Source organism: Exilispira thermophila (assembly GCF_055389015.1).
On record NZ_AP042476.1, the window covers coordinates 1,476,781 to 1,493,916 of the forward strand.

Consider the following 17,136-nt stretch of genomic DNA (forward strand, 5'->3'; position numbering starts at 1 on the left):
GTCAGGGAAAAAATTGCAAAATAAAAAATAAAAAAATTTTAAAAAAATTCTTGACAAAAAAAAAAAAAATATATTTAAAATCATATTATGTTAAAAAATAAACTAATCAATTAATATATTTAAAAAAATAGTAATAAAAATAATTATTTTTTAACAAATAAAAAAATTTAAAATTTAAATAACATTTTTAAATTAATGAAATTAATTAATAAAATATAATAAATAAAAATAAATTTTTAAATTTTTTAAAAAAAGGGGAAGAATATGACACAAATGGAAAACTTTAAAAAATTACATGTAAGTAACTACACAATAATAACCAAAATAGAGAAAATTAATAAATATTTACTTTTACATGGGTTTAGTGGTGCTATTTCTTTAATTTCAGAAAGACTTGGAAATATTTTGATTAATAATAAGATTGAACAATTGAACAAAGATGAGATAGATTATTTTAAATCAAAATATTTTATAACATATAAAACTTTATTTGAAGAAAAAGAAGAATTAAAAAAAGCATATAATAAGTTTGAAAAGATTTATAAAAAAGGTGCAGGCTTTCTTTTAATATTTAGTTATAATTGTAATTTTAGATGTCCTTATTGTTATGAAAAAAATTTATTAAGAAAAGGGAAAGATTGGTTAAATAAAAAAATGGATAGGCAAAATATTGATAAAGCAATTGAAGTGATGAAAGAACTTGATAAAAATGCTAAATCCATCTCTTTTTATGGTGGTGAACCACTTATGAAAGAAAACTATGATATTGTTGAATATGCGATTGAAAAACTTAAGGAAAATGGATTTACCCATTTTGATGCAATTACTAATGGTTATGACCTTGAAATATATAAAAAATATCTTGGAAATACATTTAAGTTTTTTCAAATAACAGTTGATGGTCCAGAAAAGATTCATAATAAAAGAAGATTTTTAGAAGGTAGAAAACCTACATTTAATAAAATAATTGAAAATATTAACCTTGCATTGGATAAAGGTGTTAGAATATCAGTAAGAATAAATATGGATAAAACAAATTTTTCAGGGATAGAAGAATTAAAAGAGATATTTGATAAAAAGGGATTTTTGAAAAATAAAAATTTTTCATTTTATATTTCCCCTGTTGATGGAAAAGATAAGAAAAATTATTTTACAAATTATGAATTAAAAACAGAGATTGAAAAAAGATATTCAAATGAAAAGTTTGATATAAATTTTCAACATAAACAAATATTTTCTACAATGTATAATGCTTTAAAAACAAAATCACCATATATGTTTAAAGTATTATCATGTGCAGCAAATTCAGGGATGTATATATTTGACCCTTTTTATGATATCTATCCATGCTGGGATTTAGTTGGTAAGAAAGAATTTGTAATTGGAACATATAAAGATGGGTTGAAGTTTAATGATAATAAAGGTTACTGGCATAACAGAGTTGTAAAAAATATGGAGGAATGTTTGGGGTGTAAATATGCATTAATCTGTGGTGGTGGATGCAGTGCAAGAGCATATAGAAGAACAGGTACTATCTTTTCAAAAGATTGTGGGGAAATTGACAAATACTTTCCAGAAATAGCTAATAATGTAGTAATTCAATTTTTAAATGAAAAGGAGAATGAAAAAAATCATAAAAATAATATTTACTATAATATTAAAAATAAAAATGATAACAATATTATTAAAACTAAAAATTATTATGAAAAAGAAGAGGTAAAAGAAGTAAAAAAATAACTTTTAATCCTTCTAAGTGGCCACTTTAAGGATAAAATAATAAAACAAAAGTAGTGGAGGTTATTTATGAGCAAAGAAATTATGGATTTAACTGAAGTTATTGTTCAAGATTTAACTGTTCAAGAACTTGAAAAAAGAATGGAGATGAGTGGAATAACTCCTAAATCTCATGAATGTGCTGTTGTAATGCCTTGCGCAGGTGAAATATGCCCATTATTTAGCGAAAATCCTCATCCATGTCATAATATTTTATGGTAAAATAATTTAAAGTAAAGTATACTCATTTGCACATCCATTATCAAATTTAATGGATGTGCAAATTATTTATATAAGCTAAATTTATATAAAATAATATAATATGGAGAATTAGGGTAAATGAAAATGTCAAAATCTTTTAAATTAATTGTTATTTTGTTATTATCACTTTTTTTACTTATAATTTCTATTTTTTATATAAGATATTTAATATTTATAAATGATTTAAAAGAACTTAAAATTATATTCTCTAACAATAATTACAAAAAAAAATTAAATAAAAAAGTTGCACTTTATGATTTAAAAATATTAAAAAAAACAATTTTTTATCTTTATCCTGAACCTTTTAAAAGAATTAGTAAAAAAAAATTTAAAAAAAATTATAATAAAATAAAAAATGAGATTAAAAAATTTAACTTTACAAAAAATTCACAGAATGATATTAAAACTTTTTTATATTTGGAATATTCTAAGTTTATAAGTCTTTTTAAAGAAGGACATTTTATTATTGAAAATCAATTTAATAATATTAGAAATTTAAAAACAATTCCTTTCCTATTATATTATAATAAAAAAACTTTTTATTTGCTTTGTTTAGATAATGATAAAATATATAAATATTATGAATTGATAAAGATAGAAAATGTTAAACCAGAACAATATTTTAAAAAATACTTAAATTATGTTCAAACAAATTCATATTTAAAATTATTTAATAATTTTATTTTTTATATTTTATTTGATTATTTTAATAAAAATAAAAATTACATAGATATTACATATAAAGATATAAATGGTTTGATTTTTGATAAAAAATTTAAGTTAATTACTTTAAAAGATTTATTTGAATCTTTAGAATCTTTTAATAACTGGCTTAATTTTTCAATAAATACCTATTTATCTAATAGAGGAGAATTTAAAGATTATAAGAAGTTAAAATTTTACAATGTTGATTTTGAATATAATTTAGACAAAAATTTATGCTATTTAAAAGTTAAAGAATTTAAATTTTATAATTTTAATAATTATTTTTATAAAATATTTAATATTATATATAAAAACAATATAAAAAATATAATAATAGATTTAAGAAATAATCCTGGGGGAATTGATAATATTGAATTAAAATTATTTTCTTTTTTATATCCCAATAACTTTAAATATTTTAAAGATAAATTTGATAATATAATTCAATATAATATTGTTGTATCCAATAGAAAAAATTTTTTAAGTTTATATAACTATAAATATTATATTAAGAATAAATTTTATTGTAATAATTTTATAAAAAAAACAAATAATACTAATCTAAGTATTAATATAAATATGAATTTAAAAAAACAATTTTATAAAAAGAATATATTTGTTTTACAAAATAGGAATTGTTTTTCATCAACTCTTATATTTTTATCTTTATTAAAAGAATATAAAGTTGGTAGAACAATCGGGGAAGCTATACCTGATATATATGATAATATGTATGGTAATTTATATATAAATTCAGCTAAATTACCCTATACTAACTTTTTCTTAAATATTCCTTCATCATCTTATTATTTTTTAAACAAGGATTTTGCAATTCCAGACATTGAAGTTCATCAAACTATTGATGATTTATTAAAAGGAAAGGATACTATTTTAGAATACACATTAAATTTAATTGAAAAAGAAAGAGAATAAAATTGTTTATTATTTAAAAAATAAATTTTTTATAAGCAAAGAGATTATGGATCTAACAGAAGTTATTGTTCAGGATTTAACTGTTCAAGAACTTGAAAAAAGGATGGAGATGAGCAAAATTAACAGGTGTTTTATATTAATATGTACTGGTGTCAATACTAATAATGATTGTCATCCTAATACTTGTGGTACTAATAATCAATATGGTGGAAATTGCTCCGATTTTTGCGGTGCTAAATGTAATGGTTATTGTTATACTGATTGTTTTACTAATTGCAGAAGAATATAATTTTATTATCCCCCTATAAAATGGGGGGATAATTATTTTCTTATAAATATTAATAAAAAAGTTTTAATAATAAATTGTTTATAAGGAAGCATAAATGAAAATATTGAAAAAAATATTTATAGTTTTCATATCTATAATATTTATTTATATTATTTTTATATCTTTTATATATTTTCACAATCTTTATATTATTAAAAAATATAACATAGTATCTTACAATGATATTTATAAAAAAATAAAGCAAGATGATTATTATAAATATTTTTTAATTAACAAAAGTTTTTCAAAAAATGATGCACTTTATGATATTAGATTTTTAAAAAAAACAATATTGAAAATATATCCAGATCCTTATTTTTTCATTTCAAAAGAACAATTTGATAATATTTTTAATCAAGCTGAAAAAGAGATAGAAAAAGCAGAAAATGTTGATAGCATATCATTTTTTAAAATAGTAAATAAAACAATATGTTCCTTAAGAGATGTTCATACTTCTCTATGGGTAATGGAAAATTTATTTTTCAACTATCTATATAATTATAAAAAATTGTTTCCAGCAAAAGTATTTATTAATAATGATAACAATGTTTATTTATTAGATTTTGTTGATGATGAGCAAAAAAAAATATTAATTGAAAAAATTGCATCAAAAGAAAATATTAAAAAAAATAAAGTAAATTTAAAAAATTATAAAATAAAAATTGTTTCAATAAATGGAATAAAAATTAATGATATTTTAGATTATCTTTCAGATTATGAAAATTTATATAAAAAACAGATGAGAATAAAAAGTTTAAATTATGATTTTATATATAAATTATATTATCTTTTTGGAGATATAGATTTTTACAATACAAAAGTATATATAGAAGATCTGGATTTATCTTTTAATCTAAAAATAAAATCAAAAAATTTAAATCATAGTAATGAATTAAAAAAATTGTTGTTAAATAATTATATAAATTTTAATTCTTTTTTATATTTAAAAGGTTTTAAAAAAGGTTATATAGATAAAAATTTATCAATGTCCATAAATTATGATAAAAAAATAGCTTATTTAAAAATAAATTATTTTGATTTTTTGAGTTTTTATTTATTATTAAATTCTAAAATATTAAAAGGATATATTTTAAATAAATTTAATAAAGATTATTTTGAAAAATATAGTTATTTAAATGAAGAACCATTTATAACATATAGAATTATAAAACATTTTAATGATTTTTTTAAAATTATAAAAGAAAATGGAATAAAATATCTTATTATTGATATAAAAAATAATCCAGGAGGAAATAGTGTTTGTTCTGACTTTTTAATTTATGTACTACACAATATATGTAATAAAGATGGAAAAAATGTAAATGAAAAATATAAAGATAAAATTATTTTCAAAAAAAATTTTTTTTTACTTTATCATTTATTTTTCTTTAAAAAATACAAAGATTATTTATATTATTTTTTACCAGATATGTTATGTTTTTATAATTTAAATAATATTGAAAAATGGTTTTTTAAAAATACAATTGAAGATATAAATTATAAAAATTTAAAAGTATATTTAATTCAAAATTCAAATATATTTTCTTCTGCAATGGGTTTTAGCTATCTATTTAAAAAATATAATTTTGGAAAGATTATAGGTGAAGAATCAGCTGATATTATCAGGGGGGCAGGCAATTTTGCATATTTTATCCTTCCAAAAACAAAATTAATCTATAATTTAGCTCTTTCTATAATTCAAGACGAAAACATATTTCATGGAGTATTACCAGATATTGAAGTTCATCAAACTATTGATGATTTATTAAAAGGGAAAGATACTATTTTAGAATATGCATTAAATCTTATTGAAAAAGAGAGAAAATAAAAATATGGAACAGATTGATAAACAAAAAATATCATTTAAAAAAACAATTAATACAATTTTAAATTTATATCTAGAAAAAGAGATAATAATATCAAAATTAGATACAAGCCTTAAAGTTAATTTCTATTTTTTAAAATATAAAAATAATTATTTAATACTTTCTGAAAAAGAGAAAAAAATAATTGAAAACTTTTTTAATGAAAATAAAATTTATGAAAATAATAATTTTTTAAATGATACTATTTCAAATAATTATAATCTTTTAAATATATCAAATGATGTTAAATCAACATTTGAAAAAATATACAATTTTATAATTGCTGCTAAAGATAAAAACAAATCTTATATTTCTTTAAGAGTTCCTTTATTAAAGGGTAAATTATTACTTATTATCTCAAATATATTCAAAATATTTTTTAGTAAATTTTTTTATTTTTCAATCCTTCCAGTATTGTTAATAAGCTTTTTTATTATTATATTAAAATATAAAATGTTTATACAAAGTGCAACCTCATTAAAAGGATTTGATTATATTTATTTATCAGTAGCATTAATTTTTACAACTGTTTTGCACGAATTTGGACATGCTGCAGCATTAAAATACCATAATAAAACTCCTGCTATTATTGGATTTGGATTTTATTTTTTTATGCCTGTTTTTTATTCTGATGTAACAGAAGTATGGGAACTTTTAAGATTCAAAAGGTTGATAATTGATGCAGGTGGATTCTATATTGAAATGATATTTGCAACAATTTCAATGTTACTTTTTTTCTTTTATAAAAAATATGATTTTTTTATTATATATTCAGGTTCAATTTGTTTTTCAATTTTTTATTCTTTTAATCCATTTATTAAATGGGATGGCTACTGGATTTTAACAGATTTATTGGGATTGTTTAATTTGCATGATTTTTCAAAAAAGTTTTTTAAATATTTATTTGAAGATTTTAAAAAATTTATTGTAAAGAAAAAAGATATTTATAATAATTTTGCAAAATCAAAAACATTTTTATCTTTAATAAAAAGTCCAGAAAGGTATTTTTTTATTTTCTTTTCCTTCTTTACCTATGTATATTTAGGGTATTTTTATTATATATTTTTTATTATGATTAAAAATATATTACCTGTTTATTTGAAACAATTATTTATAACATTTCAAAATATCTCATTATCAAATATTAATTTAAATATTATTATTGATATTTTATTTAAACTTATTTTTATATCTGGAATGTTGTTTTTTATTTTTAGAATATTAAAATCAATCTTTTCTATTATATCGAAACAAGTTTTATCTTTTTTAAAAAAGAAAACTGAATAAAATATATTTTCCGTGTTAGTTGTAGTTAACAATAAAATTGAAAATTAATGTATTTGATTAATTAAATGAAAGTTTTATATCTATCATTATTAAAATTTTTCGAGTGGATGCAAGTTGTCAGAGACTAAAAAGAATAAAATATTATTTCCGTGTCAGGAGTAGATATTTAAAAAATAAGAAAGTAGAATATTTAATTAAATAAAAGTTATATGTAATCATAATTGAAATTTTTCAACTGGATTGTAGTTGTCAAAGACTAAAGAGAATATATTTTTTCGTGGTTGGTTCAGTTAATAATAAAATTTGAAATTAATTTATTTATAATTATTTAATCAAAATAAATTAAAGTTATATTATCTATCATTATTAAAATTTTTCGAGTGGATGTCAGATACCTAAGGATTAATAGAATTTATTATTTTTTCGTGGTAGGTGCAATTAATAATAAAACTTGAAATTATTAGTGTTTATTTACTAAATATAAACAATATATATATATCATAATTGAAATTTTTAGAGCGATTGTCAGTTGTCAAAGACTAATAGATAACAAATATTGTTTTTTTATTTGTGTTAAATAGATTATAATAATAAATTACATAACTGAACTGGTGAAAATTAATTTCCCGTGGCAGATGCAGTTAATAATAAAATTTGATATTATTATATTTGATTAAACAGTTTAAATTAATATATATTCTAATTAAAATTTCTCGACTGGATTATAGTTGTCAAAGACTAAAGAGATAAAAATATAATAATTTTGATTAATATTCAAAAAAGATTAATTTTAATGATTACATAACTATACTAAGGAGAGAAATTTTAATTAGAATATAATTATACTTATTTTTTAAATATCTTAAATAATTTCAAGTTTATTATTAACAAAACAAATTTCAATTTTATTATTAATATTCTAAGTTATCAGGAAGATCATTTTCAAAAAGAACAACATCATTAATTTTTAATATTTTTCTCAATAATAATTGGGCCTCACTTAACCCTTTAACATTATAGATGTTATTTTCACTAAAACCACTTTCTATAACACCATCATAAATAAATTTTGAAACTTTATTTTCAACAAGTATTACAATATCGCAAATTGTTGCAATTTGTCTTCCAAATTCTTTATTTATCTCAACTTCTTTCTCTCCCAATTCAATAATTCCAGGTGTTACAATAACTTTTCTTTTTCCTTCAAAAGAAGCAAGAACATCTAATGCCATCTTTGCTCCAGCTGGATTAGAATTAAAAGCATCATCGATTATTAAAACTCCTGTTTTAAGGTCAATTAGCTCAAGTCTATGTTTAACAGGATTCAAACTATTTATTGCTTTTTTAATTTCTTCAGGAGAAATCCCATAAGATAATGCAATAGAAACTGCAGCTAAAATATTATAAACATTAAACTTCCCCAACAATTTTGATTTTGCTTTTATATATCCATATTTATCATTTTTTGAAGTTTCATTTTTATTTATAAATTTATTTAAATATGTTTTTATTAAACTTTTTTGATTATCAACATATTGAAGCTTTTCAAAAACATTTTTGAATTTTTCTTTCTTATAATAAATATCAAACTCTACCCCTTCATTAGTTACTTTTATATTTTTTGCAAAAATATGTTTTTCATGGCTTTTATCCAACTCATTCTTTTCAATACCATAGAAAACAATATTATCTTTTATTTTACTGTATTTACCATCAATATTGTCATTAACATATCCTAAAATATATTTGTTATCTCCGTTTAAAATAGATATTGCAGGATTATTTAAGGAATCGATTAGCTCAAACTTTGTTTTAACTGTATTTTTAATTGTTTTAAAAGTCTCAAGATGAGCTTCACCTATACTAGTTATAATTCCAAACTGTGGTGATACAAGTTCTGCTATCTCTTTTATATCCCCTCTTTGTCTTGCCCCCATTTCAACAACAAAAACTTTATGGTTATCATTAAGTTGATTATTAATAACCTTACAAACACCCATTGTTGTATTGTAGCTTTCTGGAGTTATTAAAATTTTATCTTTAAAAAAATATTTTAATATATTACCAGTTATAAATTTTGTAGAAGTTTTTCCAAAACTTCCTGTTATTCCAATTATTGTTAAATCCTTCATCTGGTTAATTTTATTTTTAGCTATTTTATAAAATTTTTTTTGAATCCTTTTTTCTACAGGGGAAATAATATAATTGGAAAGAAACAAAATATAAGGAATAGAATAAATTAAAATTAAATAAAAGATTGTAAACAAAGGAAAATTATTTAAATCAAAAAAACTAATTTTAAATGAACAATAATTTATTAAAAAGCAGTGTTTTAATTTATAATTTGTTAGATAAAAAAAAGTTAAAAGCAATAATATTGAGAAAATAAGAAAAGTTGTAAAGAGTCTTTTAGCTCGTGGAGTAAAAACAAAAGGTTTTTTTTGTTTTTTCCTTTTTTGAAATATTAGATAAAAAAGAAAAATTGAAAAATATATAATGATTGAATACTTAATAATTTTAAAATAAAGATCTTTTTTAAGAATAAAACTAACAAAAAATTTATCAAAATATCTTGTAATGATAAAATAAAATAAAATTAATACAAATATAAGTAATAAATTTATACTAAAAGTTTTAGATAAAATCCTGTTTTCATTATCATTATACCACTTTATAAATTGTTTACTTTTATAAGATTCAAGTTGAAACATATGTAAAAAAAATAAACCTCTTTTTATTAAAGCAGCAAAAAACAAAAGTAATATTACAGTAAATAGAATTATATTAACTAACATTTGCAACCTTTTATATTTGAATATTTAGTGAAATTTACAATAAAAAAAAATAAAAACAATATTTAGGGAAAACAAAAATATCAGGATAAGAATTTTTTTAGAACAAGATCAAATTTGTAGAAATTATCAAGATAAGAAAAATGTCCTGCATTTTCAAGCATAACAAGACCACTGTCTTTTATCTCTTTCTCCATAATCTTCCCCATATATAATGGGGTATCTTTATCATTTTCTCCCCAGAAAATTAAAACTGGACATTTTATTTTTTTTAGTAAAGGTTGTAAATCTTCATTTACTACTTTAACAAGGTTTTTTCTTAATTTATTAGCTTTTTTATAATCTTTTGATCCAAATAAGCTAGATAGTTTATCACTAACTTTTTCTTTATCTTTTATAAAAAATAGAAAAAAAGATTTTAAAATTTTATATAAACAGACTTTTATATAATAATCCAACCCTCTTTTAGGTATAATTCCTGCACTATCAATAAGAATAATTTTTTCTACCAAATCTACATATTTGGCACCTAAAATTATTGATAATCTTCCCCCAAAAGAGTGACCAATTAATATAACTTTTTTAATATTAAAATGATCTAAAAACGATTTAACAAAGTTAGCATATTCGTATGAACCCCAATTATCAGATGGTATTTGTGATTTCCCAAATCCAGGTAAATCTAAACACCATATTCTATAATTAAAATTACCCTTTTCCCCTATATAATTTTTAAGACTATTAAAAACAGGAAGGAAGCTTTCAATGCTTCCTCCCCAACCATGTAATAACAAAATGTCTTTTCCTTCACCTTCAACAATATATCTTATCTTTAAACCTTTTATATTAACTTCCAACCTTCATATCCCCATATTATTTAAATTTTTTTGTTAAAAAATTTTGTTTTTATAATACTAATTTAATAAAATTATTATTTTTTATTTTTTAATATTTCTATTTAGTATTTTTATAAATTTTTTTTAAAAATTTTATAAATCTTATTGATTTTATTATTCTTATTATTTCTATCATTCTTTAAATTTAGAATTACCTGTTATTCTATTTATTCTTTTTTATTATGTTTAATGTGTTTTTTGTTTACTTCAAGTTTCTTTATTTTGTTTAATGTTATTCTTGTTTATTTTAAGTTTTTTTATTTCTTAATATTATTTTTATTTATAATTTTATTTCTTAATCGATACAATAAAAACAGTACCTCTTCTGTAAACTAATAACAAGAATTTTTTATATTTTTTATATTCATCCATTATTTTATAAAAATCATCAAGGTTTCCTACTTCTTTATCATTTATCTGCATAATTACATCACCCTTTTCAAGACCAGCTTTTTCAGCAATTGAATTTTTACCAAATCCCAATATTACAACACCTTTATTTATCCCGTAAATATTGTATTTACTTTTCAAATCATCTGTTAAATTTGATACTGCTACCCCAAGCCAGTTATCTGTAGAACTGGTTGATGCAGATAATGTTTTTCTTTTTTCTAAAGTTAATGTTATGTTTATTTTTTTTGAATTTTTACCATCACTTCTAATTATTGTTAATGTAACTTTTTTCCCAACAGGTGTTGAAGCAATATATCTAACAAGATCACCTACAGAGTTAATTGTTTTATTATTAAATTTTAAAATAACATCAAGCCTTTTAATTCCAGCTTTATCAGCTGGGGAACCTTTTTCAACAGAAGCAACTATAACTCCTTGAGGTTTATCAAGTTTATAGTAATCAAGTTTATCTTCTGTCATTTCTTCAATGGAAACACCTAAATAACCTCTTTCAATTGGTATATTTTTCTTTAAACTTTCAAGATTATTTTTTACCATATTAATAGGGATAGCAAATCCAATACCAGCACTTTGACCGGTTTTTGATAAAATTGCATCATTTATCCCTACAACTTCCCCTTTAAGGTTAAGTAAAGGTCCTCCAGAGTTTCCCGGGTTAATAGCAGCATCTATTTGTATAAAACTTTCATATTTATTAATACCTAAATTATATCTTCCTTTTGCAGATACAATACCCTGAGTAACAGTTCCATCAAGACCAAATGGATTACCTATAGCAATAACAATATCTCCAACCTGCAAATCATCAGAATCCCCTAATTTAAGCACAGGTAGAATTTTTTTATCAGGATTTATTTTAATACATGCAACATCAACATCAGGATCAACACCCATAACTTTACCTTTAAAAACAGTCCCATCCTGTAAAATAACTTTAACCTCTTTTGCATCTTTGATAACATGGTTATTGGTTAAAATGTATCCATCCTTTGAAATAATGAAACCAGAACCATAAACTTCATATTCTCTTTTTTGTTGAGGCATATCAGGAAAAAATGGAAACCAGAAAGGCATTGCTGGTTGCTCTTTCTCAATAATTGAAGTTATATGAACTACAGCCGGTAAAGTTGTTTTAGCTATTTTTCTAAAATTATTTTGTAATGCTAATGCAATTGAAGAACTATCCATCTGGGTAACAGGATTTGTTTGATTATTGTTTTGATTATTATTGTCCTGCGCATTAACAGCAACATCATATGGTGTACTTTCAGCATTTTTACATGAATTAATAAAAAGAAATGAAACACTTAAAGAAAAAGTTAAAATTAAAAATAATACAAAATAATGTAACACATGAAAAGACTTCTTTTTCATAATTGTCCTCCTAAAATAATAAGTCCCACCCTTTTCTAATAACTAATTTAATAACTATATTTATTTATTTCAAGAAAAATTATTTATTAACTAAATAAATTAACTATTTTTTAATCTTTTTAAATTTTTTTAATTTATTTTAATATTTAATAAATTATTGTTTTTGCTTAATACTAATAAATAAAGACACTTTTTATGTTATCCAGGAAATTTTTTTAACTTACATTTTATTAGACTAATAAATCAAAAAAAATGCATGAGCAAAAACTTTTTTTAAAAAATTAAAAAATATTGGAAGAAAATCTAAGAATAATATTTCAATCACTTAAAAAAAATTAATTAAAAAAAATTAATTTGACATTTAAAATAAAAAGATTAATTAAAATAAATAGTTTTATTAAAACAATATACAGAATAATTTTTGTGATGTAATTTTATGAATGAAGATTTAATTTTTCAATTTCTAAACTGGATCTTTGTAGAAAAGAAATATTCTAAAAATACTTTTAAATCTTATAAAGCTGACCTTAAACAATTTTTAGACTTTGTTAATAAAGCTGTCAACACTATTACCATTGATGATGTTCAAAAATATTTTGACAATTTAAAATTTCTACAAATTAACTCTTCTACTTTAGCAAGGAAATATTCTAGTTTAAACACCTTTTTTAAATTTCTAATTATAAATAACATTATAAAGTCTAATCCTATGGAATTTATTGAATATCCAAAACTATCCAAAAAACTTCCTGAATATTTAACCCCTGAAGAGGTGGAAAAAATTTTAAATATTATTGAAACAAAAAATTATATTGGTATTAGAGATAGAGCACTTTTTGAATTAATGTACTCAACAGGGTTAAGAGTATCAGAAGTTATTAATATAACATTTATGGATATCGATTTGAAAAACAATATCTTAAAAATAAAAGGAAAAGGAAATAAAGAAAGGGTTATCCCTTTTGGAAAAATATGTAATGATTTTATAAACAAATATCTTTCATTTTCCCGAATTCAACTTAATAAAAAAAATTTACCATTTTTGTTTTTAAGCAGAAGAGGTGATAAATTATCAAGAATTACAATATGGAAAAATATGAAAAAATATGCTATAGCTGCAGGAATAAGAAAAAATATTTATCCACATATATTAAGACATTCTTTCGCAACTCATTTAATTTCAAATGGAGCAGATATTAGATTTGTACAGGAATTGCTGGGACATGAATCAATTTTAACAACTGAAATTTATACTCATCTGGATATTAATACTATTTTAGAATTTTATAATAAATATTCTTTTAGAAAATGAAAAATAAAATTAATAAAAAAAAGAATTTTTAAAAAATACTTATAAAAAAATAATTTTAATTTATATTCCATAAAAAATAATATTATTATAAAGGACTATTATTGACAAAAACTAAAAAAACATTGCCAATTATTATTGCATGGATTGCTGTCTTTTTATGGGGAATTCATGGACCTTCTGGTAGATTTCTTGCTTTAGAAAAAATCCCTATTTTAGCTGTAATGTCTGCTAGATTTTATATAGGGGGTTTGATAATTTTTCTTTATTTAATTGTTTCAAAAAAATTTGATATAAAAATTTTTAAAAATTTTAAAAATTTGTTTATTCTTGGTTTTATTGGTGTATTTATTAATTCAATTTTTTACCATATTGGATTAAAATATATTCCTGCAACATTAGTAATGCTACTTGAAAACATGGCTCCTATATTTGTTTTTTTAATGGTTATAATAATCGATAAACAAAAACTAAATATTTATGAAATAATTTCACTAATAATTTCATTTACAGGGCTTTTATTTATTGTTGCTGGAAAAGGGGGATTAAAAATATCTAACCAGGATTTCTTTTTAGGAATTGGTCTTGAATTAGCCGCAGGTATAACATTTGGATTTTACACATATTATTCAGGAAAAGTAATAAAAAATGCATCATTTGATACTATTTTAAATTCTATTTTTTTAATTTTTTTAATAGCAGGAATAATGTCAACACCATTTCTCTTTGAATTTAAAAATGTTAATTTAAAACCAATTCACATTATACTAATTGTCCAAATGGGTCTTTTTCAATCAGGTCTTGCATATGTTTTATGGAATTATGCAATATCACATTTAAATTCCTCTAAAACTTCTTTATACTTTTATATGACAGTTGTATTTACAACAATAAATGAAATATTATTTCTACATTTTAAACTTAATTATATTATAGTAATTGGAGCATTATTAATTATAGGAAGTTCTATTTATATAAGCATTGAAAACAAAAAAGCTTTAAAACATTTATCTAATTGACAAATATTTTTATAGATTTATAAATTGACTGGATAAGATTATAAAAAATAAAATTTTTTAAAATATCTTTGGTTTATACAAAACATACAGGAATTAAATTTTAATGATAGGATATTTAAAACCATTTACACCAGAATTAAAGTTAAAACACTGGGAATTCTATAAATCTTTATATTGTTCTTTATGCATAAATACAAAATATAAATTTTCCAATTTTTATAGACTTTTTATTAACAATGATTCAATTTTTTTGTATCTTCTTTTTATATCAACAATGGATAATATTGAATACCATTTTGAAAAAAGAAGATGTATTTTTCACCCTATAAACAAAACAACTATATTTGTTGAAAAAAAATATTTTGATCTTTTTGTAGAAATCTCATTTTTAATTTCATACATTAAAATAATTGATAATGTTTATGATAATAAAACTTTTAAATACAAATTATTTAAAAAACTTTTTGAAAAAAAAATATCAACTTTAAACATCATAAAAACATATAAGAGTGATTTTCAAAATCTAATAAAAATCTATTTTGAAGAAGAAGAAAAAACTTTTAAAAAGGAAAATTTTTCAGACATTAATGACTTAATAAACCCTTTTGTTAATCTTTTAATCAAACTATTACCATTAGATTTTTTATCATCTAAAATTTCTTCTTCTTTAAAAATAATAATTAACCACTTAATTAAGGTTATCTATATTTTAGATGCATATGAAGATTTTGAAGATGATATTGAAAAAGGCAAAAAAAACATTATTGAAATATATTTTAACAATAAATATAATTATAAAAAAAACAAAGTTAATAAAAAAAGCCTTAATAATATTAATAGTATTAATAAACATAAAATTGACAAAAACGATAAAAAAATAAAAAATGAATTAAAATCAATACTAAATTATTCCTTTAATATTATTAAAGATGAGTTTGAAAAATTACCAATAAATTATAATAAATCATTACTAGAAAATTTTTTATTTTTTTCTTTACCAATAAAAGCTGATGAACTTATTTTTAAAGAAAATTATTTTAAATCCCAATATGAAAAAGAAAAAAAATATTTGAAACAGATTCATGAAAAATGGTAATATTTTAATATTATAATATTATTTTATATTATTACATAATTTTATATTACAACTAATTTTATAATATTAGTTTGTTTTTATTATTATATTTTAAACATATTTTATTTTTATACTATTTTATTTTAATACTAATTTATTTTAATTTATATTATTATTTTATTTTATTCGGAGGAATTTATGACAAATATCTGGAAATTATTAATTGGAAAAAGTGGGAAAAAATATGAAGAGATGAAATTTGTAGAAAGAATGGTAGTTGATTTAAGAGATTTAATAATAATTGCTGTATTATTCTTTGCAATTATACAACCATTAATTATTTCAAGTTATTATGTACCAACAAGCTCTATGGAACCAACTATAATGGAAAATACAAGATTAATAGGACTTCCAATAATATATGGTGGTTATATTCCAAAAACCAATATTAAAATGCCATCTTTAAAAAAAATCCATAGAGGGGATATTATTATTTTTAAATATCCAAAAAATCCAAAAGTTCCTTATGTTAAAAGAGTCATTGGATTACCAGGAGATACAGTCGAGGTTATTGGTAAAATTGTTTATGTAAATGGAAAACCTTTAAAAGAAGACTACACTCAATTTATTATGGACCCTTTTTATGAATCTAATCCATCTATTGCAAGACCTAATTATGGACCTTATCATGTGCCAGAAAATAGTTTATTTGTAATGGGTGATAACAGAGATAATTCAGCTGATTCCCGATTTTGGGGATATGTACCTCTAAAAAATGTTTTTGCAGCACCTTTAATCACCTATTGGTCCTATGATAAACAAAAACATAAAATTAGGTGGGATCACATGTTTAAACTTTTAATAAATAAATAAAAATATATTTATTAATGTATTAAAAAATTAATAAACTAAATAATTTTTAAATAAATAAATTAAATAATAAATAAAGTAAATGACAAATAAATTAAAAAATTAATAAATAAAAAAATACATTAACAACTTATTTACAATTATACAAAAAAAATCAATTTACAATAATAAGGTAAATAAGATCAAAAGATATAATTTAAAAAGGGTAATGTTAAAAAAATAAAAAATTAAAATA

Annotated in this window: 13 protein-coding genes; 10 read left to right on the plus strand and 3 right to left on the minus strand. The window is 20.4% G+C overall.

Annotated features, from left to right (window positions below; translation table 11 throughout):
- Window positions 1–264 precede the first annotated feature (264 nt).
- The 6 genes from ACZ5EC_RS06265 to ACZ5EC_RS06290 all read left to right on the plus strand — a co-directional run bounded on the left by ACZ5EC_RS06265 (window position 265) and on the right by ACZ5EC_RS06290 (window position 7,152).
- On the plus strand, window positions 265–1,737 hold the full coding sequence (locus ACZ5EC_RS06265; protein WP_464304095.1) for a radical SAM protein: 1,473 nt from the start codon (window positions 265–267) through the stop codon (window positions 1,735–1,737).
- Window positions 1,738–1,803: 66 nt separating this feature from the next.
- Window positions 1,804–1,995, plus strand: coding sequence for a hypothetical protein (locus ACZ5EC_RS06270; RefSeq protein ID WP_464304096.1), 192 nt, complete (start codon window positions 1,804–1,806; stop codon window positions 1,993–1,995).
- Between the two features lie 117 nt (window positions 1,996–2,112).
- Window positions 2,113–3,672, plus strand: coding sequence for a S41 family peptidase (locus tag ACZ5EC_RS06275; RefSeq protein ID WP_464304097.1), 1,560 nt, complete (start codon window positions 2,113–2,115; stop codon window positions 3,670–3,672).
- Between the two features lie 46 nt (window positions 3,673–3,718).
- Window positions 3,719–3,961 (plus strand): hypothetical protein, encoded by a 243-nt coding sequence (locus tag ACZ5EC_RS06280; RefSeq protein ID WP_464304098.1) that lies wholly within the window; start codon window positions 3,719–3,721, stop codon window positions 3,959–3,961.
- Between the two features lie 94 nt (window positions 3,962–4,055).
- The gene (locus ACZ5EC_RS06285; RefSeq protein ID WP_464304099.1) at window positions 4,056–5,828 is read left to right on the plus strand and encodes a S41 family peptidase; all 1,773 of its coding nucleotides are present in this window, start codon (window positions 4,056–4,058) and stop codon (window positions 5,826–5,828) included.
- A gap of 4 nt (window positions 5,829–5,832) precedes the next feature.
- Window positions 5,833–7,152, plus strand: coding sequence for a hypothetical protein (locus ACZ5EC_RS06290; protein ID WP_464304100.1), 1,320 nt, complete (start codon window positions 5,833–5,835; stop codon window positions 7,150–7,152).
- Window positions 7,153–8,063: 911 nt separating this feature from the next.
- On the opposite strand, the gene ACZ5EC_RS06295 is transcribed toward ACZ5EC_RS06290, so the two are convergent.
- From ACZ5EC_RS06295 to ACZ5EC_RS06305, 3 genes are all read right to left on the minus strand, one after another.
- Window positions 8,064–9,947 (minus strand): Mur ligase family protein, encoded by a 1,884-nt coding sequence (locus tag ACZ5EC_RS06295; RefSeq protein ID WP_464304101.1) that lies wholly within the window; start codon window positions 9,945–9,947, stop codon window positions 8,064–8,066.
- A gap of 80 nt (window positions 9,948–10,027) precedes the next feature.
- Complete coding sequence (locus ACZ5EC_RS06300; RefSeq protein WP_464304102.1) at window positions 10,028–10,801, minus strand: alpha/beta fold hydrolase; 774 nt, start codon at window positions 10,799–10,801, stop codon at window positions 10,028–10,030.
- A gap of 327 nt (window positions 10,802–11,128) precedes the next feature.
- On the minus strand, window positions 11,129–12,628 hold the full coding sequence (locus ACZ5EC_RS06305; RefSeq protein WP_464304103.1) for a DegQ family serine endoprotease: 1,500 nt from the start codon (window positions 12,626–12,628) through the stop codon (window positions 11,129–11,131).
- A 436-nt stretch (window positions 12,629–13,064) separates the two neighbouring features.
- On the opposite strand from ACZ5EC_RS06305, the gene xerA reads away from it, so the two are divergent.
- The 4 genes from xerA to lepB all read left to right on the plus strand — a co-directional run bounded on the left by xerA (window position 13,065) and on the right by lepB (window position 16,904).
- Window positions 13,065–13,940 carry a site-specific tyrosine recombinase/integron integrase gene (xerA, locus tag ACZ5EC_RS06310; protein ID WP_464304104.1) on the plus strand — a complete coding sequence of 292 codons (876 nt, stop codon included), beginning with the start codon at window positions 13,065–13,067 and terminating at the stop codon, window positions 13,938–13,940.
- 101 nt (window positions 13,941–14,041) lie between these two features.
- On the plus strand, window positions 14,042–14,956 hold the full coding sequence (locus ACZ5EC_RS06315) for a DMT family transporter (RefSeq protein ID WP_464304105.1): 915 nt from the start codon (window positions 14,042–14,044) through the stop codon (window positions 14,954–14,956).
- A gap of 103 nt (window positions 14,957–15,059) precedes the next feature.
- Complete coding sequence (locus ACZ5EC_RS06320; protein ID WP_464304106.1) at window positions 15,060–16,052, plus strand: DUF5685 family protein; 993 nt, start codon at window positions 15,060–15,062, stop codon at window positions 16,050–16,052.
- A gap of 177 nt (window positions 16,053–16,229) precedes the next feature.
- Window positions 16,230–16,904 carry a signal peptidase I gene (gene lepB / locus ACZ5EC_RS06325; RefSeq protein WP_464304107.1) on the plus strand — a complete coding sequence of 225 codons (675 nt, stop codon included), beginning with the start codon at window positions 16,230–16,232 and terminating at the stop codon, window positions 16,902–16,904.
- Window positions 16,905–17,136 lie beyond the last annotated feature (232 nt).

Coding starts and splice junctions, on each gene's coding strand:
- ACZ5EC_RS06265 (WP_464304095.1), top strand. CDS start 265: ATGACACAAATGGAAAACTTTAAAAAATTACATGTAAGTAACTACACA.
- ACZ5EC_RS06270 (WP_464304096.1), top strand. CDS start 1,804: ATGAGCAAAGAAATTATGGATTTAACTGAAGTTATTGTTCAAGATTTA.
- ACZ5EC_RS06275 (WP_464304097.1), top strand. CDS start 2,113: ATGAAAATGTCAAAATCTTTTAAATTAATTGTTATTTTGTTATTATCA.
- ACZ5EC_RS06280 (WP_464304098.1), top strand. CDS start 3,719: ATGGATCTAACAGAAGTTATTGTTCAGGATTTAACTGTTCAAGAACTT.
- ACZ5EC_RS06285 (WP_464304099.1), top strand. CDS start 4,056: ATGAAAATATTGAAAAAAATATTTATAGTTTTCATATCTATAATATTT.
- ACZ5EC_RS06290 (WP_464304100.1), top strand. CDS start 5,833: ATGGAACAGATTGATAAACAAAAAATATCATTTAAAAAAACAATTAAT.
- ACZ5EC_RS06295 (WP_464304101.1), bottom strand. CDS start 9,947: ATGTTAGTTAATATAATTCTATTTACTGTAATATTACTTTTGTTTTTT.
- ACZ5EC_RS06305 (WP_464304103.1), bottom strand. CDS start 12,628: ATGAAAAAGAAGTCTTTTCATGTGTTACATTATTTTGTATTATTTTTA.
- xerA (WP_464304104.1), top strand. CDS start 13,065: ATGAATGAAGATTTAATTTTTCAATTTCTAAACTGGATCTTTGTAGAA.
- ACZ5EC_RS06320 (WP_464304106.1), top strand. CDS start 15,060: ATGATAGGATATTTAAAACCATTTACACCAGAATTAAAGTTAAAACAC.
- lepB (WP_464304107.1), top strand. CDS start 16,230: ATGACAAATATCTGGAAATTATTAATTGGAAAAAGTGGGAAAAAATAT.